The organism is Corynebacterium sp. 74A (assembly GCF_008930665.1).
Lineage (GTDB): Bacteria > Actinomycetota > Actinomycetes > Mycobacteriales > Mycobacteriaceae > Corynebacterium > Corynebacterium megadyptis.
The window spans coordinates 64,470-90,048 of sequence record NZ_PQMG01000008.1 but is presented as its reverse complement, the minus strand read 5'-3'; the positions used below and the strand labels follow the sequence as shown (position 1 = coordinate 90,048).

The following is a 25,579-nucleotide window of genomic DNA, read 5'->3' as shown; positions in this document are numbered from 1 at the left end:
CACCACACAAGCAGTGCCATCAAGCAGCGTGTCGAAAGCTTAATACACAAGCACCGTAACAGTCAAACCAACAACCGAACAACACCAGGTAAAACCTTCACCACCAACAAAACAACCAACACAACCGCGCCGGCCGCCTCGCTGACTCCGAAAACACTACACACAACCCCCACCCAACACCAAAACCCCAGCACAACACACAAAAACAGGAACCAGTACAGCTTCGTCGTGCACGCCTATAGCCGCCCCTCTGGGGGCGGTCGGTGCTCAGTACTCACGGCCAGAGACCACGTACCCCACCACTACCCCTGCCTCCTACATTGGGGCATGGAGGTGAGGTGCTCAGTGGTACCGATAGTGGCGACAGCGCACCTCTGCCCTACATACGCAAAAAACGAGGACCGCGCAGGGTGTTCCCACGTGGTCCTCGCCTTGTAGCGCTACAGATGCGGCTATGTCAGCAGGCGTACGCCCGCGAAGTTCTTCTTGCCGCGGCGCAGTACCAACCAGCTGCCGTGCAGCAGGTCCTCGGCGCTGGGCTCCCACTCCGCGTCGGAGACCCGCTCATTATTGGCGTAGGCGCCGCCTTCCTTAATGGTGCGTCGAGCAGCACCCTTTGACTCGGCCAAGCCGGACGCCACAAGCAGATCGACGATGGTGTGCGGCTCATCGGCCGCGATATCCACGACCTCACCATTGGAGGTTTCGGTGACCGCAGCAGCTAGGGTCTTCTCGTCGAGATCGGTGAGTTCACCGCGGCCGAACAGGGCCTGCGCAGCAAGTTCCACGGCCTTGCGGGCTTCCACGCCATGCACCAAGTCAGTCATTTCTTGGGCGAGACGCTTTTGGGCCTCACGCTTGTAGGCGCGCTCGGCTACTTCCTGCTCGTACTCGGCGATTTCTTCCTTACTGAGGAAGGTGAACCAGCGCATGTAGTCGATGACCACGGAATCGCCGGCGTTGATGAAGTACTGGTACCAGGCATAGGCGCTGGTGAGCTTCGCGTCCAGCCAGAGCTTGCCGCCGCCGGTGGATTTGCCGAACTTCTGGCCATCGGCGTCGGTAACCAGAGGCACGGTGAGTCCGTGCACCTTCTTCTGATCGAGGCGGCGGTTGAGATCCACACCGGAGACGATATTGCCCCACTGATCGGAGCCGCCGATCTGCAGCACACAATCATAAGTGCGCTGCAAGTGCACGAAGTCGTTGGCTTGCAAGAGCATGTAGGAAAACTCGGTGTAGGACATGCCATCGCTGTCCAGGCGACGCTTCACGGTGTCGCGATCGAGCATGGTGTTAAGCGAGAAGTTCTTTCCCAAATCGCGCAGGAATGCGATCACGCTCATCTGGCCGGTCCAATCGGCATTGTTGAGCATCAAGGCGGTGCCGTTGGCACCATCGCCGAAATCCACGAAGCGCTCCAGCTGGGCCTTAATGGATTCCACGTTCTCCGCGATGGTCTCCTCGGAGAGCATGGACCGCTCCCCCACGTCGCGCGGGTCGCCGATCATGCCGGTGGCGCCGCCGGCGATAGCGATCGGGCGGTGGCCGAACTGCTGGAAGCGCTTGAGCATGATGAGCGGAACGAGGTGTCCGGCATGCAGCGAGGAGCCTGTGGGATCAAAACCGCAATACAGCGTGATCGGGTTCTCGCAGGCCTCGCGCAAGGCATCGAGGTCGGTGGACTGGTTAATCAGGCCGCGCCAGTGCAGCTCATCAATGATGTTGTCAGACATGAAGTCCTCAGGGCTAGAAGATGGATTATTGTTCGGGGAAGTCGCGTGCCTCGTCGGCGAGCAACACAGGGATGTCATCGTCGATGCGATAGGCGATATGCAAGCGAGGGTTCACCAGCACATCCGCGTCGGCGTCATAGCTCAGCGGTCCCTTGTCTTGGGGGCAGGCAAGCACCTCGAGCAAATCGGGATCAATACTCATGGCATATCATCCTATCGCCCGATGACGGGTGTGGTGGCCCATTGCCGATACTCGGCCGCGAGCGTGTCGACGCGCTCCCGTTGCTCATCGACGCGCACTCCCGCAGTACCACCTCGGGTGGTGCGGGAGGCGACGGCGCCATCGATGGTGAGGACCTCGCGCACCTTCGAGGTCAGCCGCTTATCCACACTGGCCAGCTCCTCGTCGCTGAGATCAACGAGGTCCACTCCTCGGGCCTCGGCGAGGCGTACACAGGCACCGGAGGCCTCGTGGGCTTCCCGGAAGGGCACGCCCTCGCGCACCATCCACTCCGCGAGATCGGTAGCAAGGGTGAAACCGGCGGGGGCGAGCTCGCGCATGCGCTGCTCGTTGAAGGTGAGAGTGCCCACCAGCCCAGTCATGGCGGGCAGCAACAACTGCAGCTGCTGCACGGAGTCCACGATGGGTTCCTTATCTTCCTGCAGGTCGCGGTTATAGGCCAAGGGCATGGCTTTGAGGGTGGCGAGCAGACCAGAGAGATTACCGATCAAGCGGCCGGACTTACCGCGCACCAGCTCGGCGACGTCCGGGTTTTTCTTCTGCGGCATGATCGAACTGCCGGTCGACCACGCATCGGCCAGGGTGACATAGTTGAACTCCGGTGTGGACCAGGCAATGATCTCCTCCGCGAAGCGGGACATATCCACCGCGATCTGGGCCAGCACGAAGGCCGTTTCCGAGGCGAAATCGCGGGAGGCGGTGGCATCCAATGAGTTATCGGCGGCGGAATCAAAGCCGAGCTCTTCGGCGATGGCCTCGGGGTCCAAGTGCAGCGAGGAGCCGGCGAGAGCACCGGAGCCATAGGGCGAGACGGCGAGGCGCTTATCTAGGTCCTGCAGGCGCTGGACGTCGCGCAGCAGCGGGTGGGCGTGCGCGAGCAACTGGTGTGCGAGTAGCACCGGCTGCGCAGCCTGGAAGTGGGTTTTGCCCGGCATGATTGCGCGGGGGTGCGTGGCTGCTTGGCGCGAGATGGCGTCGACAAGCTCGAGCACGCCGAGGCTGATCTCACGGATAGCATCGCGGACCCACATGCGAAAGAGCGTGGCCACCTGATCGTTGCGGGAACGGCCGGCGCGCAGCCGCCCGCCCACCTGCGGACCGACGCGATCGATGAGGCCGCGCTCCATGGCGCCATGTACGTCCTCGTCGCTGGGGTCCGGGGTGAAGCTGCCATCGGCCACGTCGGCGCCGAGCTGTTCGAGGCCGGCGAGCATGGTTGTATAGTCCTCATCGCTGAGCAGACCCGCCTTGTGCAGCACCCGCGCGTGGGCCTGCGAGGCGAGCACGTCATAGGGGGCGAGGACCCAGTCGAAGTGGGTGGACACGCTCAGCGCAAACATCGCCTCGGAGGGCCCGCCGGAAAAGCGCCCGCCCCACAGCGCACCCTGGTTGGTTCCGTGCTTATCCATGTGAGTTCCTTTAATTGGTTGGTGATACACAGCCGAGACGCCGACCCGAGGCCGCACAGGCTTCGAATCGGCGCACAGACTCTCTAGTTTAGGCCTCGCGGTCGCGCTTGCAGGCGATCTGGGAGGACAGGCCGTGAAGGTGGACGAAGCCCTTGGCCATGGACTGGTCGAAGGTGTCGCCGGTGTCGTAGGTGGCTAGGTTGAAGTCATAGAGCGAGCTCTCGGAGCGACGACCATTGACCACGATGCTGCCGGCGTGAAGCACGAGGCGGATATCGCCGGTGATGTTCTGCTGGGTGGAGTCGATGAAGGCATCGAGGGAGCGCTTCAGCGGGGCGAACCACAGGCCGTCATAGACTTCCTCGGACCAGCGGGCGTCCACGCCACGCTTGTAGCGGGCGAGCTCGCGCTCCAAGCAGACGTCCTCGAGGGCCTCATGTGCCTTGATGAGGATCATAGCCGCGGGTGCCTCGTAGACCTCGCGGGACTTGATGCCCACCAGGCGGTCCTCCACCATGTCCAGCCGGCCCACGCCCTGGGCACCGCCGCGACGGTTGAGCTCCTCGATGGCCTCGAGCACGCTTACCTTGCGGCCATCGATGGCCACGGGCACGCCGTTCTCGAAGGAGATGATGACCTCGTCGGGGGCGTTACCGAGGGTGGGCTCTTCGGTGTAGGCGTAGAGATCCTTTGTCGGCGGGTTCCACAGATCCTCGAGGAAGCCCGTCTCCACGGCACGACCCCATGCATTCTGGTCGATGGAGAAGGGAGACTTCTTGGACTGCTCGATCGGCAGGTTGATCTCCTCTGCGAAAGCAATGGCCTTATCTCGGGTCCATGCGTAGTCACGGGCCGGGGCGATCACCTTCAGGTCTGGGTTGAGGTCGGCGAAGCCCACCTCGAAACGCACCTGGTCGTTGCCCTTACCGGTGCAGCCGTGGGCGACGTGGGTGCCGCCGTGCTCCTCAGCAGCCTGCACTAGGTGCTGCACGATCAGCGGCCGAGAGATAGCAGACACCAGCGGGTACTGCTTCATGTACATGCCATTGGCCTTGATGGTGGGCAGGCAGTAGTTCTCGGCGAACTCGTCCTTGGCGTCGATCACGATGGATTCCACGGCGCCGCAGTCCAGGGCGCGCTGCCGCACGGACTCCATATCCTCGCCGCCCTGACCCAAGTCGATCGATACGGCGATCACCTCCCCACCGGTCATCTTGGCCAGGTACGGAATAGCAACAGAGGTATCGAGGCCGCCGGAATAGGCAAGCACAACGCGGTTAGTCATAATCAGTCATTCTCCTTGGTGGTAGTCACCAACAATGGTGTGTTTTCAGTGTAAGTATGTAGTTCTCGCTGCTGCGGAACATTCACAGTGTAGTCTGCTGCTCCTCGATGATGAGGGTGCACGCGCGCACTCTCATCATCGCGGGAGGCTTAGCTGTTCTCGCGGCTGGTTTTGCGGAAGCGTTCGGCCAATTCCGCCCCGGTGAGTGGCTCCCTCGCCAGAACGAAAACCGTGTCATCGCCGGCGATCGTGCCCACTACCTCGTGCATTCCCACGCGGTCGATGAAACTCGCCAGGTATTGGGCGGCCCCGGGCGGGGTGCGCAGCACGGTGATATTGGCGCTGTGATCGACAGAGACGAGCAATTCTTCCAGCATCCGACGCAGTTTCTCTCGTGGCCCTCGCAGCTCATTGCTGGCGGCGGGTTCTTGGTATCCCACGGCATAGAAGGCACGGCCACCATCGGGGCGCACCTTCTTCGCTCCCAGCTCATCGAGGTCGCGGGACAAGGTGGCTTGGGTGATATCGATGCCCTCGTCGAGCAAAAGCTCGGAGAGTTGCACCTGGCTGGAGACACGGCTGTCGTTGAGGATCTCGAGGATCCGCGCCTGCCGGGCGGTTCTGGATACGGGCTGGCTCACGCGCTACCGCCTTCCTGGTGTTCCATCAGCCACACCATCAGTGCCTTTTGGGCGTGAAGTCGATTTTCCGCCTCATCAAAGACCACCGACTGCGGGCCATCAATCACCTCGGCAGTGACCTCACTGCCGCGATAGGCCGGCAAACAGTGCAGGAAGATGGCATCATCCTTGGCCTGCGCCATCACCTCGGCATTGACCTGATAGGGCTGGAAGGGGGTGGTGCGGTCGATACCGTCTTCCTCCATGCCCATCGATACCCAGGTATCGGTGATCACCACGTCGGCACCGGCGACATCGGCTACATCGGCGCTGACGGCGACGGTGGCTCCCGTGCGCTGGCCGATAGCACGGCCACGCTCGACGAAACGCTGCTCCGGCTGGAAACCCTCGGGGGCAATGATGGTGATGTCCATGCCCGCAGTGGCGCACCCGAGAATGTAGGAATTAGCCATGTTATTCGCGCCATCGCCGAGATACACCGCCTTTGTGCCGTGGAGACCCTCCGGCCCCGCTTCTGGGCAGAGATGCTCCACGCAGGTAAGCAGGTCGGCGAGGATCTGACAGGGATGCAGATCATCGCTTAAGGCGTTGATGATCGGCACCGTGGCCGTGGTCGCCATCTGCTCGAGGTTCTCGTGAGCATAGGTGCGCCAGGCGATGAGCGAGACGAAACGCGATAGCACCGCGCCGGTGTCCTCGAAGGTCTCTCCCTTGCCCATCTGGCTGCTGCCGGTGTTCACCACAATGGGGCTGCCCTGGAGCTCGGCGATGCCGGCGTGGAAGGAAAAACGGGTGCGCGTCGAGGTCTTGTCCAGCAGCAGCGCTACGGTCTGCGGCCCAGCGAAGGTGCTTTTCGCATAGCGATCCTTCTTGAGCTCTAGGGCCAGTTGCAGCACCTCCGCCTGTTCGGCGGGGCTGAGGTCATCATCGGCGAGGAAATGTCGCACTGTGGTCATTGCTGTTCTACCTCTTTACACGTCTCGGCGAGACGAACGATCGCGGTGTCAATATCGGATTCGGTGATAACCAGCGGCGGGGTCAGACGCAGCACGTCATCGCCGCAGGCGTTGAGGATCAGGCCGTGGCGATAGCCGGCCTCTACCACCTTCTTCGCTAGCGGCTTGTGCAGCACCAGCCCCAGCATGAGGCCACGACCCCGCACGTGATCCACCAGCTCTAGCTTGTCGACGCCGTCCGCGAGGCGCTGTCCCTTCTGACGCACGCTCGCGAGGAAGGCGGGATCAGCAACAGTGTCCACCACGACGCGGCCAGCGGCGCAGACGATGGGATTACCGCCGAAGGTCGTGCCATGGGAGCCGGGACCAAAGAGTTCAGCGGCACGCCCAGTGGCCATGCATGCCCCGAGCGGCAGCCCGCCGCCCAGGCCCTTGGCCATGGTGATCACATCGGGAATTACTCCCGCTTCGTGCTCGAAGGCCCAGAAGTCGCCGGTGCGGCCAATGCCGGTCTGTACCTCGTCGACGATCATGAGGATCCCGTAGCGATCGCATAGCTCGCGCACGGCCCGCAGGAATCCCTTAGGTGCGGGCACCACGCCGGTTTCGCCCTGGATGGGTTCGAGCATGATGGCCGCCACGTCCTCAGGCGCGCGAGCGACCATCTCGTTCAGCGCGTCGATATCGCCATAGGGGTAGTACTCCACTCCCGCCGGCAAAGGCTCAAACGCGGCGCGTTTATCGGGCTGGCCGGTCAGCGCCAGCGAGCCCATGGTGCGGCCATGAAAACCATGCACTGCGGTGAGCACACGCGACCGCTTGGTCAAGCGAGCAAGCTTGAATGCGGCCTCATTGGCTTCCCCTCCGGAATTGCAGAAGAACACCCGAGCGCTCTCGCCGGCCACCGTATCGAGACGGGATAGCTGGGCCTTGAGCTGCTGTGCCAAGTCCACAGTGGGGGCCGAAGCAAAGAGGTTCGAAACATGCCCGAGGGTCTGGGTTTGCTGCGAGACGGCGTCGACAAGCGCTGGATGTGCATGCCCCAGCGCATTGACGGCAATGCCGGCGAGCATATCGATGTAGGTGTTGCCAGCGGCGTCGCGCACGTGGGCGCCCTCACCGGAGGTCAGTTCCACCGCGGGCGTGCCGTAGGTGTTCATGAGCGCGCTGGACCATGATTCGAGAGCAGTCATGACTGGTTTAGGCGTCCTTTCTGAAAATAGTGGACTCGGGATAGTCCTCGCTGTCATAGGAATCCGGCAGCACCATGGTGCCAATACCGCCCTCTGTGAGCAGCTCCAGCAGCACGGAGTGGGCGATGCGGCCATCCACCACGTGGGCGGCATTGATGCCCTGATCCACCGCCCGCAGGCAGGATTCCATCTTCGGGATCATGCCCTCGTGCAGCTGCGGCAGGATCTTAGACAATTCCGAGGAGGTGATCTTCGATACCAGCGAGGACTTATCGGGCCAGTCGGTATAGAGACCCTCGACATTGGTGAGGATGAGCAGACGCTCCGCGCCAATAGCGCTGGCTAGGGCGCCGGCGGCGGTATCCGCATTGATGTTGTAGACCTCGCCGTCGAGACCCGGGGCGATGGTAGAGACCACGGGGATACGGCCGGCATCGATAATGTCCATCAAGGCTTCAGGATTGACATCGACGATGTCTCCCACGAGTCCGATATCGAGATGCTCGCCACCGACATCGACATAGCGCTTGGTGGCGGTGAACAACCCGGCATCCTCGCCGGAGGTTCCCACCGCATAGGGGCCATGGGAGTTAATCAATCCCACGAGATCGCGGCCGACCTGGCCAAAGAGCACCATGCGGACGATCTCCATCACCTCATCGGTGGTGACACGGAAACCGCCCTTGAACTCCCCCTCTAGACCCACGCGGCTGAGCATCTTCGAAATCTGCGGACCACCGCCGTGCACCACGACGGGCTTGGCGCCCACGGTGCGCAAAAAGACCATGTCTGCGGCGAAGGCAGCCTTGAGCTCCTCGTCCACCATGGCATTGCCGCCGTACTTGACCACCACGATCTTGTCGCGGAAGTGCTGCAGCCATGGCAGCGCCTCAGCAAGCACATTGGCCCGGACTTCGTTGTCCAGATTCCTCGTTAGGTCGTTCGTCATCTCTTCTTCTCTCGCAGCGATACCGCCGTGCGGCGGGGGTCGCTAGATTATGTGCTCGGATGGAACACGCTGCACGTAGTGGGCGGCTAGCTGGAATAGGCGCTATTGATTTCGACATAAGCATGGGAAAGATCGGTGGTACGCACCATGGCGTAGCCCTCACCGCCCATGCCCAGATCCACGCGGACATCGATATCGGCGCCGGACAAATCCACCTCGCGGGCATCCGGGGTGCCGCCGGTATCAATGCACACGGGGTGATCGTTGAAGTACACGGAGATGTGCTCCGGATCCATGTCCGCATCGGCCATTCCGACCGCGGCGAGCACGCGACCCCAGTTGGGATCAGAGCCAAACATCGCGCACTTGAAGAGGTTATCGCGGCCCAAGGTACGGGCGGCGTTGAGCGCCTGAGCATCCGAGGTAGCGCCGGTGACCTCGATCTTGACCCGCTTGGTCACGCCCTCGGCATCGGCCTGCATGGCATCGGCCAGATCAGCGCATACCGCGAGCACCGCAGCATCCAGCTCCTCCTGGGTTGGCTCGATGCCCGATGCCCCCGAGGCCAAGAGGAATACGGTGTCATTCGTAGAGGTCGAGCCGTCAATATCGAGGGTGTCGAAGGTGACGGCGGTGGCCTTGTGGATCGCCTCATCGGCCATGGCGGCGGTGATCTTCGCATCCGTGGTCAGGCACGCCAGCATGGTGGCCAGCGAGGGCGCGATCATGCCCACGCCCTTGCCCATACCGGCCATGCACCAGCCTTCGCCACTAAAGAAGCTCTGCTTATCGGTGGTATCCGTGGTCAGAATGGCCTGGGCCGCGGCGGCGCCATGATCACCGAGATCACTCACCAGGGCGCGCACGCCAGCGCGGGCTTTGTCCATGGGCAAAGGCTCACCGATCAGCCCGGTAGAACACGCCGCCACGTCCGTGGGACTGCACTCCAGAGCTGCGGCGACCTGCGCGGTGAGCTCCGCCGCGTCCTTGTCGCCCTGGACACCATTGCAGGCATTGGCGTTACCGGAGTTATACAGCACCGCGGTGAGCTGGCCATCAGCCACGGCCGTGCGCGATAGCTTCACCGGAGAGGCCACAATGCGATTGCGGGTAAAAGCGCCGGCGGCCACGAATTCCGGGCCTTGATTAACCACGAGTGCCATATCGGACTTGCCCGAGGGCTTAATGCCTGCAGTAGTTGCTGCAGCCACAAAGCCGGCGGGAGTGGTGATGCTCTGAGTGCTCATGGGCGAAAATCCTTGACGTTATGTGAGGGAATAAGAACAACAGTGGAAGGGCGAACGATGGGCGGAGGAGATAATCCCCGCCCCCTTAGGGGGCCACACCCACCAAGGGTAGGCCCAGCGTTTCCTCCCAGCCGAGAGCCAGGTTCATGCACTGGACCGCGGCACCGGCGGTGCCCTTGGTGAGGTTATCGATGGCGGAGGTCACCAGTAGTCGGCCGGAGAGTTCATCCAGCTCCACCTGCACCTGACAGCTATTCGCCCCCACCACGTTCTGGGTCTGGGGCTGCTGGCCGGCGGGCAGCAGCTGCACGAAGGGCTCCTCGGCGTAGAACTGCTCATAGGCGGCGCGGGCGGAGGCCGCACTCACCCCAAGACGAGCCGGGGCGGTTGCGGTGGTGAGGATGCCGCGCGGCAGCGGGGCCAGCACCGGGGTGAAGCTGAGCGTGATCTCGCTGTCGGTGAACTCCGAGAGATTCTGAATCATCTCGGGGGTGTGGCGGTGCTTACCGGCGGTGTTATAGGCCTTGAGTGAACCCATAGTTTCTGATCCCAGTAGCGGCACCGACGCCTTCTTGCCTGCCCCGGAGACACCCGTGATGGAGGTGATCGCAATATCGGGCTCGATCAGCCCTGCCGCTACCGCGGGCATCAGCGCCAAGGTGGCACCGGTGGGAAAGCAGCCCGGCACTGCGATACGGGTGGCACCGCGCAGCTGCTCGCGATGGCCAGGCATCTCAGGAATGCCATAGGGCCAGCTGCCTGCGTGCTCTGATGCGTAGTAGCGCGTCCACGCCTCTGAGTCGCGGAGGCGGAAATCGGCCGCGCAGTCGATCACGATGGCCTCTTCCCCGACCTGGCGGGCGATCTCTGCGGAAAAACCATGCGGCAATCCGAGAAAGACCACATCATGGCCGGCCAGGTTCTCGGCGGTGGTCTCCTCGATAACGCGCTCGTGCAGTGGCAGCAGCTGGGGCGTCAGATCTGCCACGCTCTGCCCGGCCGAGGAGTTCGCCGTGAGGGCGCCAATGCGCAGCTCTCCGCTGAGATAGGCGGGATGAGCGAGCAGCAGGCGCAGGATCTCAGATCCGGCATAACCTGTGGCTCCAGCAACGGCAACAGAAATAGTCATAGAAGCCAAGTATAGCTTTTATGCAGACTTTTGCAAACTATGCATTGCGGCGGCGTGGCGGGTGGAGGCCGGTGGTCGCGCCGGCGGAAGGTGGCGGCGGGGTGTACTACACACCACAGCGGAGAACCCCTCGTGGGGTCCTCCGCTGCTACGCATCAGAGCGTATCGAGGTATGCAGGGCTTTAGCCCCGCTGACGCGCTTCTAGGCGCGGATGGTTGCGTCGAGCTTTTCCTTGGCTAGGTCCACGGCTGCCATGCGTGCGGCGTTGCACTCCTCGTCGGTGAGGGTGCGATCCGCGGCGCGGAAACGCAGCGCGAAAGCGAGGGACTTCTTGTTCTCGCCGAGGGTCTCGGAGCGGTAGATATCGAAGAGTTCGACATGCTCGAGCAGCTCTCCCGCACCCTGGGCTACCACGGTGCGCACGGTCTCTGCGGGGATATCCTCGTCCACCACGAGTGCCACATCCTGCAGTAGCGCCGGGTAGGCAGAGAGGACGGGCGCGGGGAAGTTCTCCTCCAGCGGCAGGGCGGTGACATCCAGCTCCATGGCGCAGGTACGCGGTGGCAGCCCGGTGTCCTTGCACACCTGCGGGTGCAGCTCGCCGGCATAGCCGACCACGGTATTGTCCACACGCAGCTCCGCACAGCGGCCGGGGTGCCACGGCAGCTGTTCGGCATTCGCCAATTCCAGCTCCACGCCCGCCGCGGCGGCGACGATGCGCGCGGATTCGATGGCATCCGCATAGGTGTAGGCACGGCCGGCACCCCACGGGCCCTCGGCCACCTTGTTGCCACAGGCCACCGTGGCCACGTGCAGTGGCTGGTAGGGCAAGGAGGTGAGCAGCTGCTCGATTTCTTCAGCGCTGGGTCGCTGGGCCGTAGAGGGCATGGGAGAGCTGTCGGCACGGTGGAAGGAAACCTGCTCTTGGCCGAACAACGCCACGCTGGCGTGACCCCGAGCAACGTTGCGCTTCACGGCGTCGAGCATCGCTGGTAGCAAGGTGGTGCCCAGCACGGAGTGATCCGATTCGAGCGGGTTTTGCACGTGCACGACATTGCGGCGCTCATCCTCGGAGTCCAATCCCCACTGATCCAGAATCGAGGTCTCCATGAAGGGGGTGGGTAGAACCTCCGCGTAGCCGGAGTAGGCCAAGGCATGGCCGATGGCGCGGCGGCGGCGCTGCGCGGGGGTCAAACCCGTACCGGCAGGAGCGGTAGGCACGATCGAGGGAATCGATTCCAGGCCCTCGAGGCGCAGAATCTCCTCCACCAGGTCCACGTCCATGGTGATATCGGGGCGCCAACTCGGCGGGGTGACGGCCAGGGTGGTGTTTTGTCGCGCCACCTGGCAGCCCACCTCCTCCAAACGGGCCACCACCACGGATTCTTCGTAGTGCACACCGGCATAGCGGGAGGGGAAGTCCACATCCATCATCACGGTCACGGGCTCGTGCTCGGCGACCTCCACGAGGGTGCGCTCTTGAGCGACCTCTCCCCCACCCAGACGGGCGAGCACGCTGGCGGCGACATCGAGGGCCACCTCCACTAGGTGCGGATCGACGCCGCGCTCGAAGCGTCGAGAAGCCTCAGAGCTCAGCTTGTGTCGGCGGGAGGTGCGCGCCACCGTGATCTGATCCCAAATGGCGGCTTCGAGATAGATATCCGTCGAGTTCTCGTTCACCTCGGAGGAGCTTCCCCCCATCACGCCGGCCAGGGACTGCACGCCGTTGTCATCACAAATGACCACATCCTCGGGGTGCAGCTCGCGCTCCACATGATCAAGCGTGGTCAGCGTCTCGCCCTCGGTGGCGCGGCGGACCACGAGGTTGCCGCTAATCAGCGAGGCATCGAATGCGTGCATCGGGGTACCGAGCAGCAGCATCACATAGTTCGTCACATCGGTGGCGAGGTTTACTGGGCGCTGACCGCACAGCATCAGCTCGCGCTGCATCCAGAAAGGCGTAGGTACGGCAGGGTCAATGCCCGTGACCGCACGCAGCCCGAAGCGCCGTGCCTTGGTGTCAGCTCGCACATCCACATCGAGCAGCGTTCCGGCGACCTCGGGAACAGCGACCTCAATATCGGCCACCGCGGGAGTGTACGCGGGATCTACAAAGGGCTTGTTCAGGCTCGAGGCGATCTCCCGCGACAGGCCACGGGCAGAAAGCGCATAGCCGCGATCCGGGGTGATATTCACTTCGAAGACGGTGTCATCTAAGCCGAGGACCGGGCGGGCGTCCGCACCCGGCTCTGCCACGCCCTCCGGCAGGGTGATGATGCCCGGGTTCTGCTTATCGGTCAGCCCCAGCTCCATAGCGGAGCAGATCATGCCGGCCGAGGTGTGGTCATAGGTAGTGCGCGCGGAGATCTCGAAACCACCGGGTAGCACGGTACCCGGGAGGGAGACCACTACATAGGAGCCCTCGGAGAAGTTCCGGGCACCGCAGACAATCTCTTGGAGCTCGCCGGTGCCATTGGCCTCGCCAACATTGACATGGCAGAAGCGGATGGGCTTTTTAAAACCGGTGAGTTCTTCGATGCTGTCCACCCGCCCAATTACGAGCGGGCCGGTGATCTCCGGCAGCGGCGCATAGCCCTCGGTTTCGAAGCCGACCCGCACAAAGGCGGCGTCAAGCTGCTCGGAGTCGATGCTGAAATCGGGCTGCTCGGCATAGGCGCGGAGGAGTCGGGTGATCCAGTTCTGAGAAATGAACATTGTGTCTTAGCTCTTTTTCCTTCTTAACTCTGCTGCGTACATCACGGTGCGGCACAGCGCTGCGCCGCTCACGTGACTTCTATGCCTGCACTCCGAAGGGCAAGGTGAAGCGCACATCGCCCTCGACCATATCGCGCATATCGGAGAGTCCATTGCGGAATTGCAGGGTGCGCTCCAGCCCCATGCCGAAGGCGAATCCGGTGTATTCCTTCGGATCAATACCGGCGGCGATCAACACATTCGGGTTCACCATGCCGCACCCGCCCCACTCGATCCAGCCGGCGCCGCCCTTCTTATTCGGGAACCACACGTCCACCTCTGCCGAAGGCTCGGTGAAGGGGAAGTAATTGGTGCGCATACGAGTGCGGGTCTCAGGGCCGAAGAGGGTCTTAGCCAAATGATCGAGAGTGCCTCGCAGGTGCGCCATGGTCAAGCCCTTATCCACGGCCAACCCCTCCACTTGGTGGAATACCGGGGTGTGGGTGGCGTCGAGCTCATCGGTGCGGAACACGCGTCCTGGGCAGGCGATATACAGCGGTAGATCACGCGACAAGAGGGTGCGCACCTGCACCGGCGAGGTATGGGTACGCAGCACCTGGCGGGAGCCTTCGGGAGCAATATGGAAGGTGTCCTGCAGGGTGCGCGCGGGGTGATCCGGCAGGAAGTTCAAGGCATCAAAGTTGAAGTACTCGGCCTCCACCTCGGGGCCCTCGGCGATTTCCCAGCCCATGCCGATGAAAATATCGGCGATATTCTCGCTCAGCGTGGTGATCGGGTGCAGCGCTCCCTTTTGGCTGCGGGTGGTGGGCACCGTGACATCGACGCGCTCGGATTCCAGCACCTCGCGGTTGTGCTTCTCCTCCAACACGGCATGAGTCTGCGCATAGTGCTTTTCGACGCGGCCTCGCGCCATATTCACCAGTCGCCCCAGCTCTTTGCGCTGCTCCTTAGGCACCTGGCCGAGGCTGCGGCGGGCCTGGGGAATGGGGGCTTGATCACCTAGGTGTGCCTTGCGGGCCGCCTGCAGCTCCTCCAGCGAGGAGGCGGTATCAAAAGCGTCGATGGCCTCGGTGGCGGCCTTGTTTAAGCTCTCTTCGGTCAGTTGAATCTCAGACACCGTCTCTTCGTCCGAACCTTTCTGCGCGGCAGTACACATTCTGTGGGCATTAGTAGTGGGTAGCAGTTTACTGCTCTGCCTACTGCCTGCACATCACAGGGGGTGGAACAGCGCCCGCTGTATCGACTCATGTGCCCACGCCTAGGTTCGCGCCCTCACCGGCGCAGGACGCCGGATCGGGAGCATGAGCTCGCTAGGAGTTCAGTGCCTTTGAGGATTCATACATGCAGATCGCTGCGGCGGTGGCGAGGTTCAAGGACTCTGCACGGCCCCGTAGCGGGATGCGGATACGCACATCGGCCTGCTCGATCAGCTTCTCGTGCAAGCCATGCGCCTCATTTCCGAAGAGCCACGCGGTGGGCTGTGCGAGAACCTCCTGGGCATCGTCTAGGCTGGTCTCCCCTTCGGCGGTGGTGGCCACGATCTGCAGCCCCTTCTCCCGCACGGCGTCGAGGACCTTCGGGATATTGGGTTCGCGGGTGACCGGCACGTTAAACAGCGAGCCGGCCGAGGAGCGCACCACCTTTGGATTAAGCGGGTCCACGGTGTCCCCAGCGAAGAGCACATGGTCGGCACCGGTGGCGTCGGCGACACGGATCAGCGTTCCCGCATTACCCGGCTCAGAGGTGTCCACGGGAATACTCACCAGTGTAGGCGTGGGCGCGTCGGAGAAGGCGTCGACGCGGGTGACGATCGGGGTGCAGACAGCAATGATCCCCGTGCCCGAGACGGTGTCTGCCAGCTTTTTGGCAGCACGGTCGGTCACGGGGTGGACGTATACGCCCGAGGATGCGGCGGTGTTGACGAGGCCGGCGTGTCGGGCGTTCGCGGATTCCGTCACGAAAATATCGGTGGCTACGCCGCGGCGCACTGCCGCTTCCACCGCGTTTTCGCCTTCCGCGAGGAATCGCTGGGCCTTTTTGCGCCCAGCTGGGCGGAGCAGTTTGGCGGCGGCCACCACTCGCGGGGTGCGTTCGGTAAAGGCATCGCTGAAGTCTAGGTGCATGGCCCTAGGCTAGCAGTACCGACGCGGTTGCTCACTGGCGCTAGCTCAGCGGCACTCCGTTAGCATCGCGGTCATAGCCGCCCATGCCGGCCAGAATCATGATGAACTCGACGAAAGCCCAGATTCCCACGGCGATAAGGACGAATGCGCCGATGATGAACAGCAGACCCAGGTAGCCGAAGATGGTGCACACCAGCTGGGCTGCGCCGCGCCCATTCCGGCCGAGGTAGAAGTTGTGCACGCCGAAGGTTCCGAGGAAGAACGCGAGCACAGCGGCGAGCACCTTCGACTTTTGCTGCACCGGTGCCATGTTCTGGGGATAGTTCCCAGCCATGCCGTACTGCTGTGCCGGCACCTGCTGGCCATAACCCTGAGGGGTCTGGCCGTAGCCTTGGGGGTTCTGCGCGTAGCCTTGGGGATTCTGCGCGTGGTTCGGAAAATCATAAACGGGACGGTTCTTCTCCACGGGCAAACCGTCCTTGTCGTACTCGATTTCAGCCATGGCCTTCGTTAAGCCACCTTTCTCTCACCTTTAGTTCTGTTCACCGGCACCTAGCTCGAGGTGCCCACTGGATGGTGCGTACCGGCTCGGTCCGTGCCGATGATTTGTTCAATCTAACCATGTCGACTCGGCCTTCGCAGCCATGACCACGAAAGTGAGGGTAATCTGGGCGACCCGCGTCGATAAGCACTGCCAACACTCGAGCCGGTAGCGCCGGATACTATGGCTATATGCGCTGTTATCCTGCGCAATCAACGCGTGTCTCACTCTAAACAACGCCCTAGACACCTGCCGGCGTGGCATCGCACGCGCGTTCGACGCCTCGTGTGACAACAGTGACCCTGGCGCAGGGTCTCGCCCACGACAAACAAAACCACCCGGCACCAGAGATGGCGCGGGGTGGATAGTGCCGCGGTCGCTGCCCTTCTACAGGGCAGCACCTGCTGCTTGAGCGATTAGGCAGCGTTCTTCGGGGCGTTGACGTCCTCCGGAAGAGCGGCCTTGGCTGCATCGCAGATAGCGGAGAATGCAGCGAAGTCGTTCACGGCGAGCTCAGCAAGAATCTTGCGGTCAACCTCAATGTTGGCCAGGCGCAGGCCCTGGATCAGGCGGTTGTAGGTGATGTCGTTCAGGCGCGCGGCCGCGTTGATACGGGTGATCCACAGGCGACGGAACTCACGCTTCTTGGTGCGACGATCGCGGTAAGCGTAGGTCATGGAGTGCAGCCACTGTTCCTTGGCCTTACGGTAGAGGCGGGAACGCTGGCCGCGGTAGCCCTTAGCGGAATTCAGAATCTTGCGACGCTTCTTCTTAGCGTTTACTGAGCGCTTGACACGTGCCACAGTGATACTTCCTTAACTGATCAATTAAAAGTGTTGGTGAATGAAGGGGTGCGGGTGGGTGAGGCTCTTAAGCCTTGCCCAGCATGCGCTTGACGCGCTTGACGTCCGACTTGGCAACGTCGGTGGTGCCCTTCAGACGGCGGGTACGAGTGGAAGGCTTACCCTCCAACAGGTGGCGGCGGCCGGCCTGCTCGCGACGGAGCTTGCCCTTGCCGGTGATCTTCACGCGCTTAGCCATACCCTTGTGGGTCTTCTGCTTCATAAGTCTTCTTCCTTAGAACCCTGTAAAAAGTTTCTGTCTAGTTACTTCTTGCCCTTGCGTACAGGGCCGAGAACCATGGTCATGTTGCGGCCGTCCTGCTTGGGACGGGCCTCGACGATTCCGATGCCGTCGACGTCTTCTGCAAGACGCTCCAGCAGACGGAAACCTAGTTCCGGTCGCGACTGCTCACGACCGCGGAACATGATCGTCACCTTGACCTTGGAACCCTTTTCCAAGAATCGAACGACGTTATTCTTTTTGGTTTCGTAGTCGTGGTCGTCGATCTTCGGACGGAACTTCTGCTCCTTGACCACCGTCTGCTGCTGGTTACGGCGGGACTCACGGGCCTTCTGGGCCAGTTCGTACTTGTACTTGCCGTAATCCATGATCTTGCACACCGGCGGCTTGGCCTTAGGTGCAACCTCAACGAGGTCGAGGTCTGCGTCGTAGGCAAGCTTACGAGCGTCCTCAATACGGACGATTCCTACTTGTTCACCACCGGGGCCAACAAGTCGGACCTCCGGTACTCGGATTCGCTCATTAATGCGAGCTTCAGCGCTGATGGGGACTCCTCAGATCGACGAAAATAACGTGACTCTTGTTCTTTCACGCCCCGCCGTCACCGGCGCGGCGCGTAACTGACCGCTTAATCGATATCTCGCGCAATGATCCCCGAACCTTTCCGCGCCCACGGTGCGGCAACACACGCGGAGCGGAAACAAGAAAACTCCCGTTCTCCTCGGCAGTAGTCTGCGAGAAGAGCGGGAGATCCACTCAACACACCTCATTGGCAAACACACAGTGTCCGCCCGCTGTGGCGTGATGCAAACCCTGATCCTCGCATATGCGGGCCTCGGGTGGGAGGGATCTCCACTTTGATTAATCCACAACAGCCGTAATACACGACTGTAAGCGGTAGTGGTCCACACCTTAACAGCTCACTGCGCCGAGGACAAATCCACTCCGCGCAGCACTACGCCGGCACACCCTAGCGGCGGGAAGACACCCACCCAGATACCTCGCTCGAGGAGCACCCGTAGAGCAGTCTAGCTGGACTTCTTGCGCATGTAGTACACCCTTCATTGTCTTGCCGAGCGACGGTTTCACGGCTGGCTTAATCTAGGTTTTATGGCCGAAAATTCTTATCCTTCTCCTCGCCCTCAGCAGCCGCCCCACGGGCAGCCACCTCAGGAGCGACCTCCGAGTGAGCCGCCGTCGCAGGCGCAGACATCGGATTCTGAACGAGAACAGCTCTACCTCGCCTTAGACCAGTTATCTCGCGCCGCTCACTCCATGCAGCAGGCGGTTACGGTTATTCGTTCCTCGCTTGACTCCGGTGCGAAGCCGCGCCCGCGCTCCCCTCTCGGTGGCCAGCACCCCGCGGGTGCGCCGCAGCACAGGAATCAGCCGAGCCCGCAGGCACAGACCGCGCCTAGTCCGCAGCCTTATGGCTATGGCTATCCGCAGCCTGGCGGACAGCCGCCCTATCCCCCGCCACCACCGGGATATAGCTCCCCCGTACCGGCGGGCTATCCGGCGCCGGGCCAGGGCCCGCGCCCGCCTGTCGGCGCACCCGTAGCGTCACCCCAGCAGGGTGCGCCCATGGGTCCACCCCCAGGCCACACGCCTTATAGCAGCGGCCAGCCGGAGCACAGTGCACGAGGACAATGGTGGCGCGATGAAGTATCAACGCTGCGCGTCATCGCCGCCGGCGGCGGTATCCTCACCCTGTTCGGCGTCGGCTTTTTGGTCAATATTGCGATCTCGAATGGTTGGTTTGGCCCCAGGGCAAGGGTCGCGACGGCCTATCTGCTGGCCGCAGTGATGCTCTTTATCGCTGTGCGCCATTACCGCAGCGCCAGCACCGCCACTGGGGCGATCACGGCGCTGGTGGCAACCTCCGCTGGCACCGCCTGTGTCACTACCCTGGCGCTCTACTCGCCTTTGGGCTGGATGCCCGGCTACCTCGCGGCAGCTCTGATCCTCGTGCTCAGCGCAGCATATGTGTGGTTGAGCCACTGGATGCGCGCCGAGCTCGCCGTGGTTCTTTTGTCCACGGTCTCCGCTCTGTGCCTTATCTTGCTCGCCTCCGAGGGAGTCTCCTCCGGCGACAGTATCTTTGTGCCCATCCTCCTGCTTGCCGCCATGGTCTACGGCGTCGCATGGCTGCGCGGGTGGTCGAAGGTGCGCGTCGCCAGCGCGCTGATAGGCATGCTCGGCATCTACACAGACCTCAACGCCGTGGTGCTGTTGATGGACGAGCGCGGGTTCGGACCCGGTGTTCTCCTGCTCTACACAGCGGCCGCCTACGCGTGGCTATGCCTCGCCGGTATTCACGCCGCCCGCCACCTCGCACATACCGCAACCCAGCAGGGAGAACGCGCGGACGCCGCAGCCACCGAGCATCTTCGCCGCTCTGTACTCACGCATCTGCTCGTGGTGCTCCTCGTGGGCCTTACTGTTGCGGGCAACTCCCCCGCCCTCTATCCCCTCCTGCTCATTCTCCCCGTGGCCATCGTGAGCGGCTACGCGGCATACACAGCCCACGGCCTCGGCAGCATAACGACGAGCAACGCGGATCTCGGCGGCGGATGGGGGCTGCTGGCTCCGCTGAATCCCGCCCCGCTGCAGCATGCTCAGGCTCATCGCAGTAGCTACTCGCTCAACGAAGCCGCGCTGCTATTCGCCCACGGCTACTATGCCCTATTCCAGCTCCTGCTGCCGCTGGCAGCGGTAGTGGCCTGGTTCGCCGCTGATTTCTCCGCCACTAGTGCTGAATTGTTTGGTCTGGTCTTTCTCGCCGTGGCCATGATGGTGGTGTGGCCGGCAGTTCGCGTCGCCACGCTAGTGCCGATGTCTGCTTCCGGCAGGGCGCAGCTGTGGGTGGGGTGGCTCATCGCCATTCAGCTGATCATGCTGTCTCAGACACTGACCGTGATGACCCTCTTGGGCACTGCTTATACTCGCCTCGGCGAGCAGCCACCGCTGTTCGTCGTGCTCACCACGCTCGGGGTGCTGGGCGCCTTCCACGTGCCCTCACTTCTGCGGGGGCTATCGACACGGTCTTATGTGCTGGGCGGGCTGCTGACGCTTTCTCTATCGCTCACGCTCATTGTTCTCGCCGTCACCCGCGCCACCGCGACGCTTGCCCCCAGCATGATCTCTGCCGCATTCTTCACCTCGCATGCCGTGGCATCGGTGTGCTGGATGGTGGCAGCGGCACTCATCATCCTGGGCAAGACCCCCATCGCCCGCGACTATGAGTTTCCCGTCGGGCTATTGCTGGCCCTTGCCGCCACGGTCAAGGTGGTGTTCTTTGATCTCACCACCCTCGACTCTGTGGCACGCACGATCACCTTCCTCGGCTGCGGCCTCGTTCTCCTCGTGGTGGCGATCATTCGCTCCCGCACGCTCAGCCCCTCTGCGACTGATACGACGGGCGTGGCCGCTGCGCCGCACCAGGCCCAGGACCCTGCCGAAGCGCAGCCAGCGATGGCCGCAGCGGATACCCGCCCCCAGCATCCCGATCCAGGCGCGGGACATTAGGGGCATTCCAGCTATGGCGGCGCTGGCTGTGGCTTAGACCGTGGCCAGCAAGGGCTGGAGGAACTGGCCGGTATAGGAGCCGGAGACCTGGGCGACATCCTCGGGTGTGCCTTCGGCTACCACCTGGCCGCCGCCGTCGCCGCCTTCGGGGCCCATGTCGATAATCCAGTCGGCAGCCTTGATCACATCGAGGTTGTGCTCGATGATCACCACCGAGTTGCCCTTATCCACTAGGCCTTGGATCACCAGCATGAGCTTACGGATGTCCTCGAAGTGCAGGCCCGTGGTGGGCTCATCGAGGATATAGATGGTGCGACCATTGGAGCGTTTCTGCAGCTCTGCGGCGAGTTTCACGCGCTGCGCCTCGCCGCCCGAGAGCGTGGTGGCCGACTGGCCCAGCCGTACATAGCCCAAGCCCACCTCGGTGAGCGTGTTGAGATAGCGGTGGATCGAGGTGATCGGCTGGAAAAACTCCGCCGCCTCCGCGATGGGCATGTCCAAGACCTCGGCGATGTTCTTGCCCTTGTAGCGCACCTCGAGGGTTTCGCGATTATAGCGGGCCCCGTGGCACACCTCGCAGGGTACGTAGACATCCGGCAGGAAGTTCATCTCGATCTTCAAGGTGCCATCGCCCTTGCAGGCCTCGCAGCGGCCGCCCTTGACGTTGAAGGAGAAGCGTCCCGCCTTATAACCGCGCACCTTGGACTCGGTGGTCTCGGCGAAGAGAGTACGAATCTTGTCGAATACACCGGTGTAGGTCGCTGGGTTCGAACGTGGGGTGCGACCAATCGGAGACTGATCCACCTGCACCAGCTTATCGAGATGCTCGATGCCTTCCACGCGCTTGGCTCGCCCTGGCACGAGCCGAGCGCGGTTGAGCTCATTGCTCAATACCTTGGACACGATCTGGTTAATCAGCGTGGATTTACCCGATCCGGAGACACCAGTGACACAGGTAAGCACCCCGAGCGGGATGGTCACATCCACGTTCTTCAGGTTATTTTCTCGCGCACCTACCACCTTGAGACAGCGTTCTGGGTCAGTCGGGCGGCGGTGTGCTGGCACTCCCAACACCTTCGCCCCGGAGAGATAATCGCCGGTCAGAGAATCGGCGGCGTTGAGTATTCCCGCCGGTTCTCCTTGATAGACGATCTCGCCGCCGTATTCACCGGCGCGGGGTCCGATATCCACCAGCCAGTCAGCCGCCTTGATCGTGTCTTCGTCATGCTCGACCACGATGAGGGTGTTGCCGAGATCGCGCAGCCGCTCCAAGGTGGCGATCAGGCGCTGGTTATCGCGCTGGTGCAGCCCAATGGAGGGCTCGTCCAGCACGTAAAGCACCCCCGCCAAGCCCGATCCGATCTGGGTAGCCAGGCGAATGCGCTGCGCCTCTCCGCCGGAGAGTGTGCCGGCAGCGCGGTCGAGGGTGAGATAGTTCAGCCCCACATCCAGTAGGAAGCGCAGGCGTGCTTGTACCTCCCGCAGCACTGCACCTGCGATCATCTCCTCGCGTTTATTCAGGGTGAGATTGTCGAGGAAGGCGCGGGCATCCTCGACCGATAGCGCCGATACCCCAGCAATGGATTGCTCGCCATGGCCCTCCGAGGCGAGACGCACGGAGAGGATTTCGGGCTTGAGCCGCGAGCCCTGGCACGCTGGGCAGGGCACCTCGCGCATATAGCCGCGGAAGCGTTCCTTCTGGTGCTCGGAATCGGTTTGCTCAATCTTGCGCTCCACGAACGCGATCGCGCCCTCGAAGGGGGCGGTCCAGTCGCGGCGGCGACCGTACCGGTTCTTATAGCGCACCCGTACCTCGGTGCTGGAGCCGTGCACGAGTGCCTTTTGTTGCTTCTTCGTCAGCGAGGAATAGGGGGCGTGCGCATCGAAGTCCATTGCCTCTGCCAGCGCCTCGACGAGCTTGACAAAGTATTTCTTATTCGGCGAGGAGTGCCACGGGGCTATCGCATCCACCACCTTGGCATCGGCATCCGGGATAAGTAGCTCCGGATCCACGACTAGGCGGGAACCGAGACCATCGCAGCGCTCGCAGGCGCCATAGGGAGAGTTAAAGGAAAAGGCGCGCGGTTCCATCTCATCGAGATGAAAATCGTGGCCGTTGGGGCAGGCCATCTTTTCGGAGAAACGGCGGACTCGGTGCGGGTCGGCGTCGTCAAGCCCCACAAAATCAAGGACCACGACCCCATCGGCCAAGTTCAACGCTGTCTCGATGGAGTCGGTGAGGCGCTGCTTCTGCGATTCCTTGACCTGCAAGCGATCAACCACCACATCAATATCGTGCTTGATCTGCTTCTCCAGTTTGGGCGGCGAGGATAGCTGGTGCATCTCGCCATCGACCATCACGCGGGCATAACCCTGGGCGGCGAGATCCGCGAAGAGATCCACAAACTCGCCCTTGCGGGTGCGCACCACCGGCGCCAACACCTGGAACTTGGTGCCCTGCTCCATCTCCAGCACCTGATCCACGATCTGCTGCGGCGTTTGGCGGTCGATCACCGCATCGCATTCCGGGCAGTGCGGCGTTCCCGCGCGCGCATAGAGCAGGCGGAGATAGTCGAAGACCTCAGTAATCGTGCCCACCGTGGAGCGCGGGTTGCGGTTGGTGGACTTCTGATCGATCGACACGGCCGGCGAGAGTCCCTCGATCATCTCCACATCGGGCTTGTCCATCTGCCCCAAGAACATGCGCGCATAGGACGAGAGCGACTCCACGTAGCGACGCTGCCCCTCGGCGAAGATGGTGTCGAAGGCAAGCGAAGACTTGCCCGAACCAGACAAACCCGTGAACACCACGAGCTTGTCGCGCGGGATATCAATATCTACCCCTTTGAGGTTGTGCTCGCGGGCTCCGCGGACAATGAGGCGTTCAGCCACAGGCTTTCCACTACCTTTCCTAGTGCACGACATCGGTGTTGATGCTGGGCATCGTCTCACTTCAACGCCGCTGATGCGCAATTCATTCCCGTGGACTAAATGCGGTCTGTGCCCCACCGCCCCCACGGCATAGCCGAGTGTTCCCCACCGCGTCCGACCACCGTCTCTGTGTCTCATCTAGTGTAGTACGCATGAGTGCCGAACTAATTTTGGATTCCCTCTCTGTATCCGAGATGGATAACAACTGCTACCTTGTGGTCGCTGGCGATGAGGCGATGCTTATCGACGCCGCCTCGAACCCAGACGCCCTCATGGAGCTCGCCGCCAAGCACAAGGCCACGATCACCACGGTGGTCACCACCCACCGCCACGGCGATCACGTGGGTGCACTCGCGGAGATCCTGCAGCGCACCGGCGCCCGCCACGTCTCCTCGAGTCTGGATGCGCCCGCGCTGCCGTGCGATGTGGACGAGGAGCTGGACCACGGCGATACCCTCAGCTTCGCCGGCCACGAGATTCCCGTGTTCGTCCTTCGCGGCCACACCCCAGGCGGTCTCTGCTTGGAATTGACCATCGACGGCGATACCCACCTCATCGTTGGTGACAGCCTCTTCCCCGGCGGCGTGGGAAAGACCAACTCCAAAGAAGATTTCGCCCGCCTGATCACCGATGTCAAGGAACGCGTCTTTGATGTCTACCCGCCCGAGGCGCACGTTCACCCCGGCCACGGCGATTCCACCACGGTGGGGGCCGAAGCACCGCATCTCGAGGAGTGGTGCGAGCGCGGCTGGTAGGCCGCGTAGCGCTTATCGACGCAGCGTGCCAGATATTCCTACGTCTACCTGAGAACACTGCGCGCCTCGGCCTCATGTCCTTTTCGTCTAGGATGGTGTGAGGTAAAACTTCAGTTCGAGTCCGACACGGGCTGCGAGCTACCAGAAAACATATAAGGAGCTGGAAGAACGAATGATCCGTAAGATCGCTCGCCCCATGGTGGCCACCGTCTACATCGCTGACGGTGTGGACACCATCACTAATACCGAGAAGCACGTCGAGGGCACCAAGACTATCCTCGACCGACTGCGCTCGGTGCTGCCGAATGACTACAGCCGCAAGCTGCCGGAGGACCCGGAGACCGTGGCAAAGGCCATTGGCGTGACCAAGACCACCGCCGGCACCCTGCTGGCCTTGGGCAAGGCACCGCGCCTGGCAGCCGGCACCCTCGCAGTGCTGTCTATTCCCACCATTCTCGCTCGCCACGCTTTCTGGGAGACCCAGAACGAGGACGAGAAGGCTGCTCGCCGCAGTGGTTTTATGACGGACGTTGCTCTGCTGGGCGGGCTGTTCATCGCCTCCGCCGACACCGCCGGCAAGCCCGGACTGAAGTGGCGCGCTAACCGTGCTGCTAAGGATGCCAACAAGACCATCCAGTCCGCTCTTCCGGGCAAGTCTGACACGGAGAAGTTCAAGGAGAATGTGGCCGAGCAGGCCTCCGCCGTCAACTCCGCCACGAAGGACTTCCTGTCCACCACCTCCGAGAAGGTCTCCGGCTACGCCGACGAGGCTAAGTCTTATGTGGACGACAACAAGGACGATTGGTTGGATCTGGCCAAGTCCAACACCAAGACCGCTAGGAAGAAGCTGGTCAAGGTTGCCGACCAGGCCCAGAAGCGCGCCGAGAAGGCCCGCAAGGATGCCTCCAAGAACGCTCCGAAGCTGCAGAAGCGCGCCGACAAGGCCCTGCGCAAGGCACAGAAGAGCTTGGACAAGAAGGTCAAGGATTTCGCCTAAGCTACCTCGGCACTGAGCTTCAGTGCCAGCACATCCACCAACGCCCCAGTTGTGTCCCCGTGCGGGGGCCCGCTGGGGCGTTGTGCATACCGGGGGCGAGGCGGGCTAGGGTGCGGCGC

The 25,579-nt window shown here is 62.4% G+C and carries 21 protein-coding genes; 3 read left to right on the top strand and 18 right to left on the bottom strand.

The genetic code is table 11. The features are described 5' to 3' along the window. Nucleotides 1-452 precede the first annotated feature (452 nt). The 17 genes from tyrS to infC all read right to left on the bottom strand — a co-directional run bounded on the left by tyrS (nt 453) and on the right by infC (nt 17,794). Nucleotides 453-1,736 carry a tyrosine--tRNA ligase gene (gene tyrS / locus GBB11_RS10665; protein ID WP_151550169.1) on the bottom strand — a complete coding sequence of 428 codons (1,284 nt, stop codon included), beginning with the start codon at nt 1,734-1,736 and terminating at the stop codon, nt 453-455. 25 nt (nt 1,737-1,761) lie between these two features. Continuing rightward, a complete protein-coding gene (locus GBB11_RS10660) occupies nt 1,762-1,938 on the bottom strand; it encodes a Trm112 family protein (protein ID WP_151550168.1) in 177 nt (58 codons plus the stop codon). 11 nt (nt 1,939-1,949) lie between these two features. Next, nucleotides 1,950-3,386 (bottom strand): argininosuccinate lyase, encoded by a 1,437-nt coding sequence (gene argH / locus GBB11_RS10655; protein ID WP_151550167.1) that lies wholly within the window; start codon nt 3,384-3,386, stop codon nt 1,950-1,952. 88 nt (nt 3,387-3,474) lie between these two features. Next, on the bottom strand, nt 3,475-4,671 hold the full coding sequence (locus GBB11_RS10650; RefSeq protein ID WP_151550166.1) for an argininosuccinate synthase: 1,197 nt from the start codon (nt 4,669-4,671) through the stop codon (nt 3,475-3,477). Between the two features lie 149 nt (nt 4,672-4,820). Then, complete coding sequence (locus GBB11_RS10645) at nt 4,821-5,312, bottom strand: arginine repressor (protein WP_151550165.1); 492 nt, start codon at nt 5,310-5,312, stop codon at nt 4,821-4,823. Then, the gene (gene argF, locus GBB11_RS10640) at nt 5,309-6,268 is read right to left on the bottom strand and encodes an ornithine carbamoyltransferase (RefSeq protein WP_151550164.1); all 960 of its coding nucleotides are present in this window, start codon (nt 6,266-6,268) and stop codon (nt 5,309-5,311) included. Before argF ends, GBB11_RS10645 begins: the two co-directional genes overlap by 4 nt. Beyond that, nucleotides 6,265-7,461 (bottom strand): acetylornithine transaminase, encoded by a 1,197-nt coding sequence (locus GBB11_RS10635; protein WP_151550163.1) that lies wholly within the window; start codon nt 7,459-7,461, stop codon nt 6,265-6,267. The genes argF and GBB11_RS10635 overlap by 4 nt, the downstream gene beginning before the upstream one ends. Nucleotides 7,462-7,468: 7 nt before the next feature. Further along, nucleotides 7,469-8,410: an acetylglutamate kinase gene (gene argB, locus GBB11_RS10630; RefSeq protein ID WP_151550162.1), complete on the bottom strand. Its 942-nt coding sequence runs from the start codon at nt 8,408-8,410 to the stop codon at nt 7,469-7,471. Between the two features lie 86 nt (nt 8,411-8,496). Further along, on the bottom strand, nt 8,497-9,657 hold the full coding sequence (gene argJ / locus GBB11_RS10625) for a bifunctional glutamate N-acetyltransferase/amino-acid acetyltransferase ArgJ (RefSeq protein WP_151550161.1): 1,161 nt from the start codon (nt 9,655-9,657) through the stop codon (nt 8,497-8,499). An 85-nt stretch (nt 9,658-9,742) separates the two neighbouring features. Beyond that, nucleotides 9,743-10,786, bottom strand: a complete 1,044-nt coding sequence (argC, locus tag GBB11_RS10620; RefSeq protein WP_151550160.1) for an N-acetyl-gamma-glutamyl-phosphate reductase — start codon at nt 10,784-10,786, stop codon at nt 9,743-9,745. A gap of 202 nt (nt 10,787-10,988) precedes the next feature. Then, the gene (gene pheT / locus GBB11_RS10615) at nt 10,989-13,502 is read right to left on the bottom strand and encodes a phenylalanine--tRNA ligase subunit beta (RefSeq protein ID WP_151550159.1); all 2,514 of its coding nucleotides are present in this window, start codon (nt 13,500-13,502) and stop codon (nt 10,989-10,991) included. 79 nt (nt 13,503-13,581) lie between these two features. Next, nucleotides 13,582-14,658: a phenylalanine--tRNA ligase subunit alpha gene (gene pheS, locus GBB11_RS10610; protein ID WP_192796393.1), complete on the bottom strand. Its 1,077-nt coding sequence runs from the start codon at nt 14,656-14,658 to the stop codon at nt 13,582-13,584. Nucleotides 14,659-14,812: 154 nt separating this feature from the next. Further along, the gene (locus tag GBB11_RS10605; protein WP_151550157.1) at nt 14,813-15,625 is read right to left on the bottom strand and encodes an RNA methyltransferase; all 813 of its coding nucleotides are present in this window, start codon (nt 15,623-15,625) and stop codon (nt 14,813-14,815) included. A 40-nt stretch (nt 15,626-15,665) separates the two neighbouring features. Further along, a complete protein-coding gene (locus GBB11_RS10600) occupies nt 15,666-16,127 on the bottom strand; it encodes a TM2 domain-containing protein (protein WP_151550156.1) in 462 nt (153 codons plus the stop codon). Nucleotides 16,128-16,582: 455 nt separating this feature from the next. Next, nucleotides 16,583-16,969: a 50S ribosomal protein L20 gene (rplT, locus tag GBB11_RS10595; protein ID WP_151530259.1), complete on the bottom strand. Its 387-nt coding sequence runs from the start codon at nt 16,967-16,969 to the stop codon at nt 16,583-16,585. A 67-nt stretch (nt 16,970-17,036) separates the two neighbouring features. Beyond that, nucleotides 17,037-17,231, bottom strand: coding sequence for a 50S ribosomal protein L35 (rpmI, locus tag GBB11_RS10590; RefSeq protein WP_018019889.1), 195 nt, complete (start codon nt 17,229-17,231; stop codon nt 17,037-17,039). Between the two features lie 41 nt (nt 17,232-17,272). After that, a complete protein-coding gene (infC, locus tag GBB11_RS10585) occupies nt 17,273-17,794 on the bottom strand; it encodes a translation initiation factor IF-3 (RefSeq protein WP_151530260.1) in 522 nt (173 codons plus the stop codon). A gap of 1,039 nt (nt 17,795-18,833) precedes the next feature. Between infC and GBB11_RS10580 the strand changes: the two genes are divergently transcribed. Continuing rightward, on the top strand, nt 18,834-20,777 hold the full coding sequence (locus GBB11_RS10580) for a hypothetical protein (RefSeq protein WP_192796392.1): 1,944 nt from the start codon (nt 18,834-18,836) through the stop codon (nt 20,775-20,777). Between the two features lie 33 nt (nt 20,778-20,810). On the opposite strand, the gene uvrA is transcribed toward GBB11_RS10580, so the two are convergent. Further along, entirely contained in the window at nt 20,811-23,669 is a 2,859-nt protein-coding gene (uvrA, locus tag GBB11_RS10575; RefSeq protein WP_151550154.1) for an excinuclease ABC subunit UvrA, read from the bottom strand. Nucleotides 23,670-23,860: 191 nt separating this feature from the next. Between uvrA and GBB11_RS10570 the strand changes: the two genes are divergently transcribed. Together GBB11_RS10570 and GBB11_RS10565 are read left to right on the top strand one after the other, a co-directional pair. Then, nucleotides 23,861-24,463, top strand: coding sequence for an MBL fold metallo-hydrolase (locus GBB11_RS10570; protein ID WP_151550153.1), 603 nt, complete (start codon nt 23,861-23,863; stop codon nt 24,461-24,463). 172 nt (nt 24,464-24,635) lie between these two features. Beyond that, entirely contained in the window at nt 24,636-25,460 is an 825-nt protein-coding gene (locus tag GBB11_RS10565; protein WP_151550152.1) for a DoxX family protein, read from the top strand. Nucleotides 25,461-25,579: the final 119 nt, after the last annotated feature.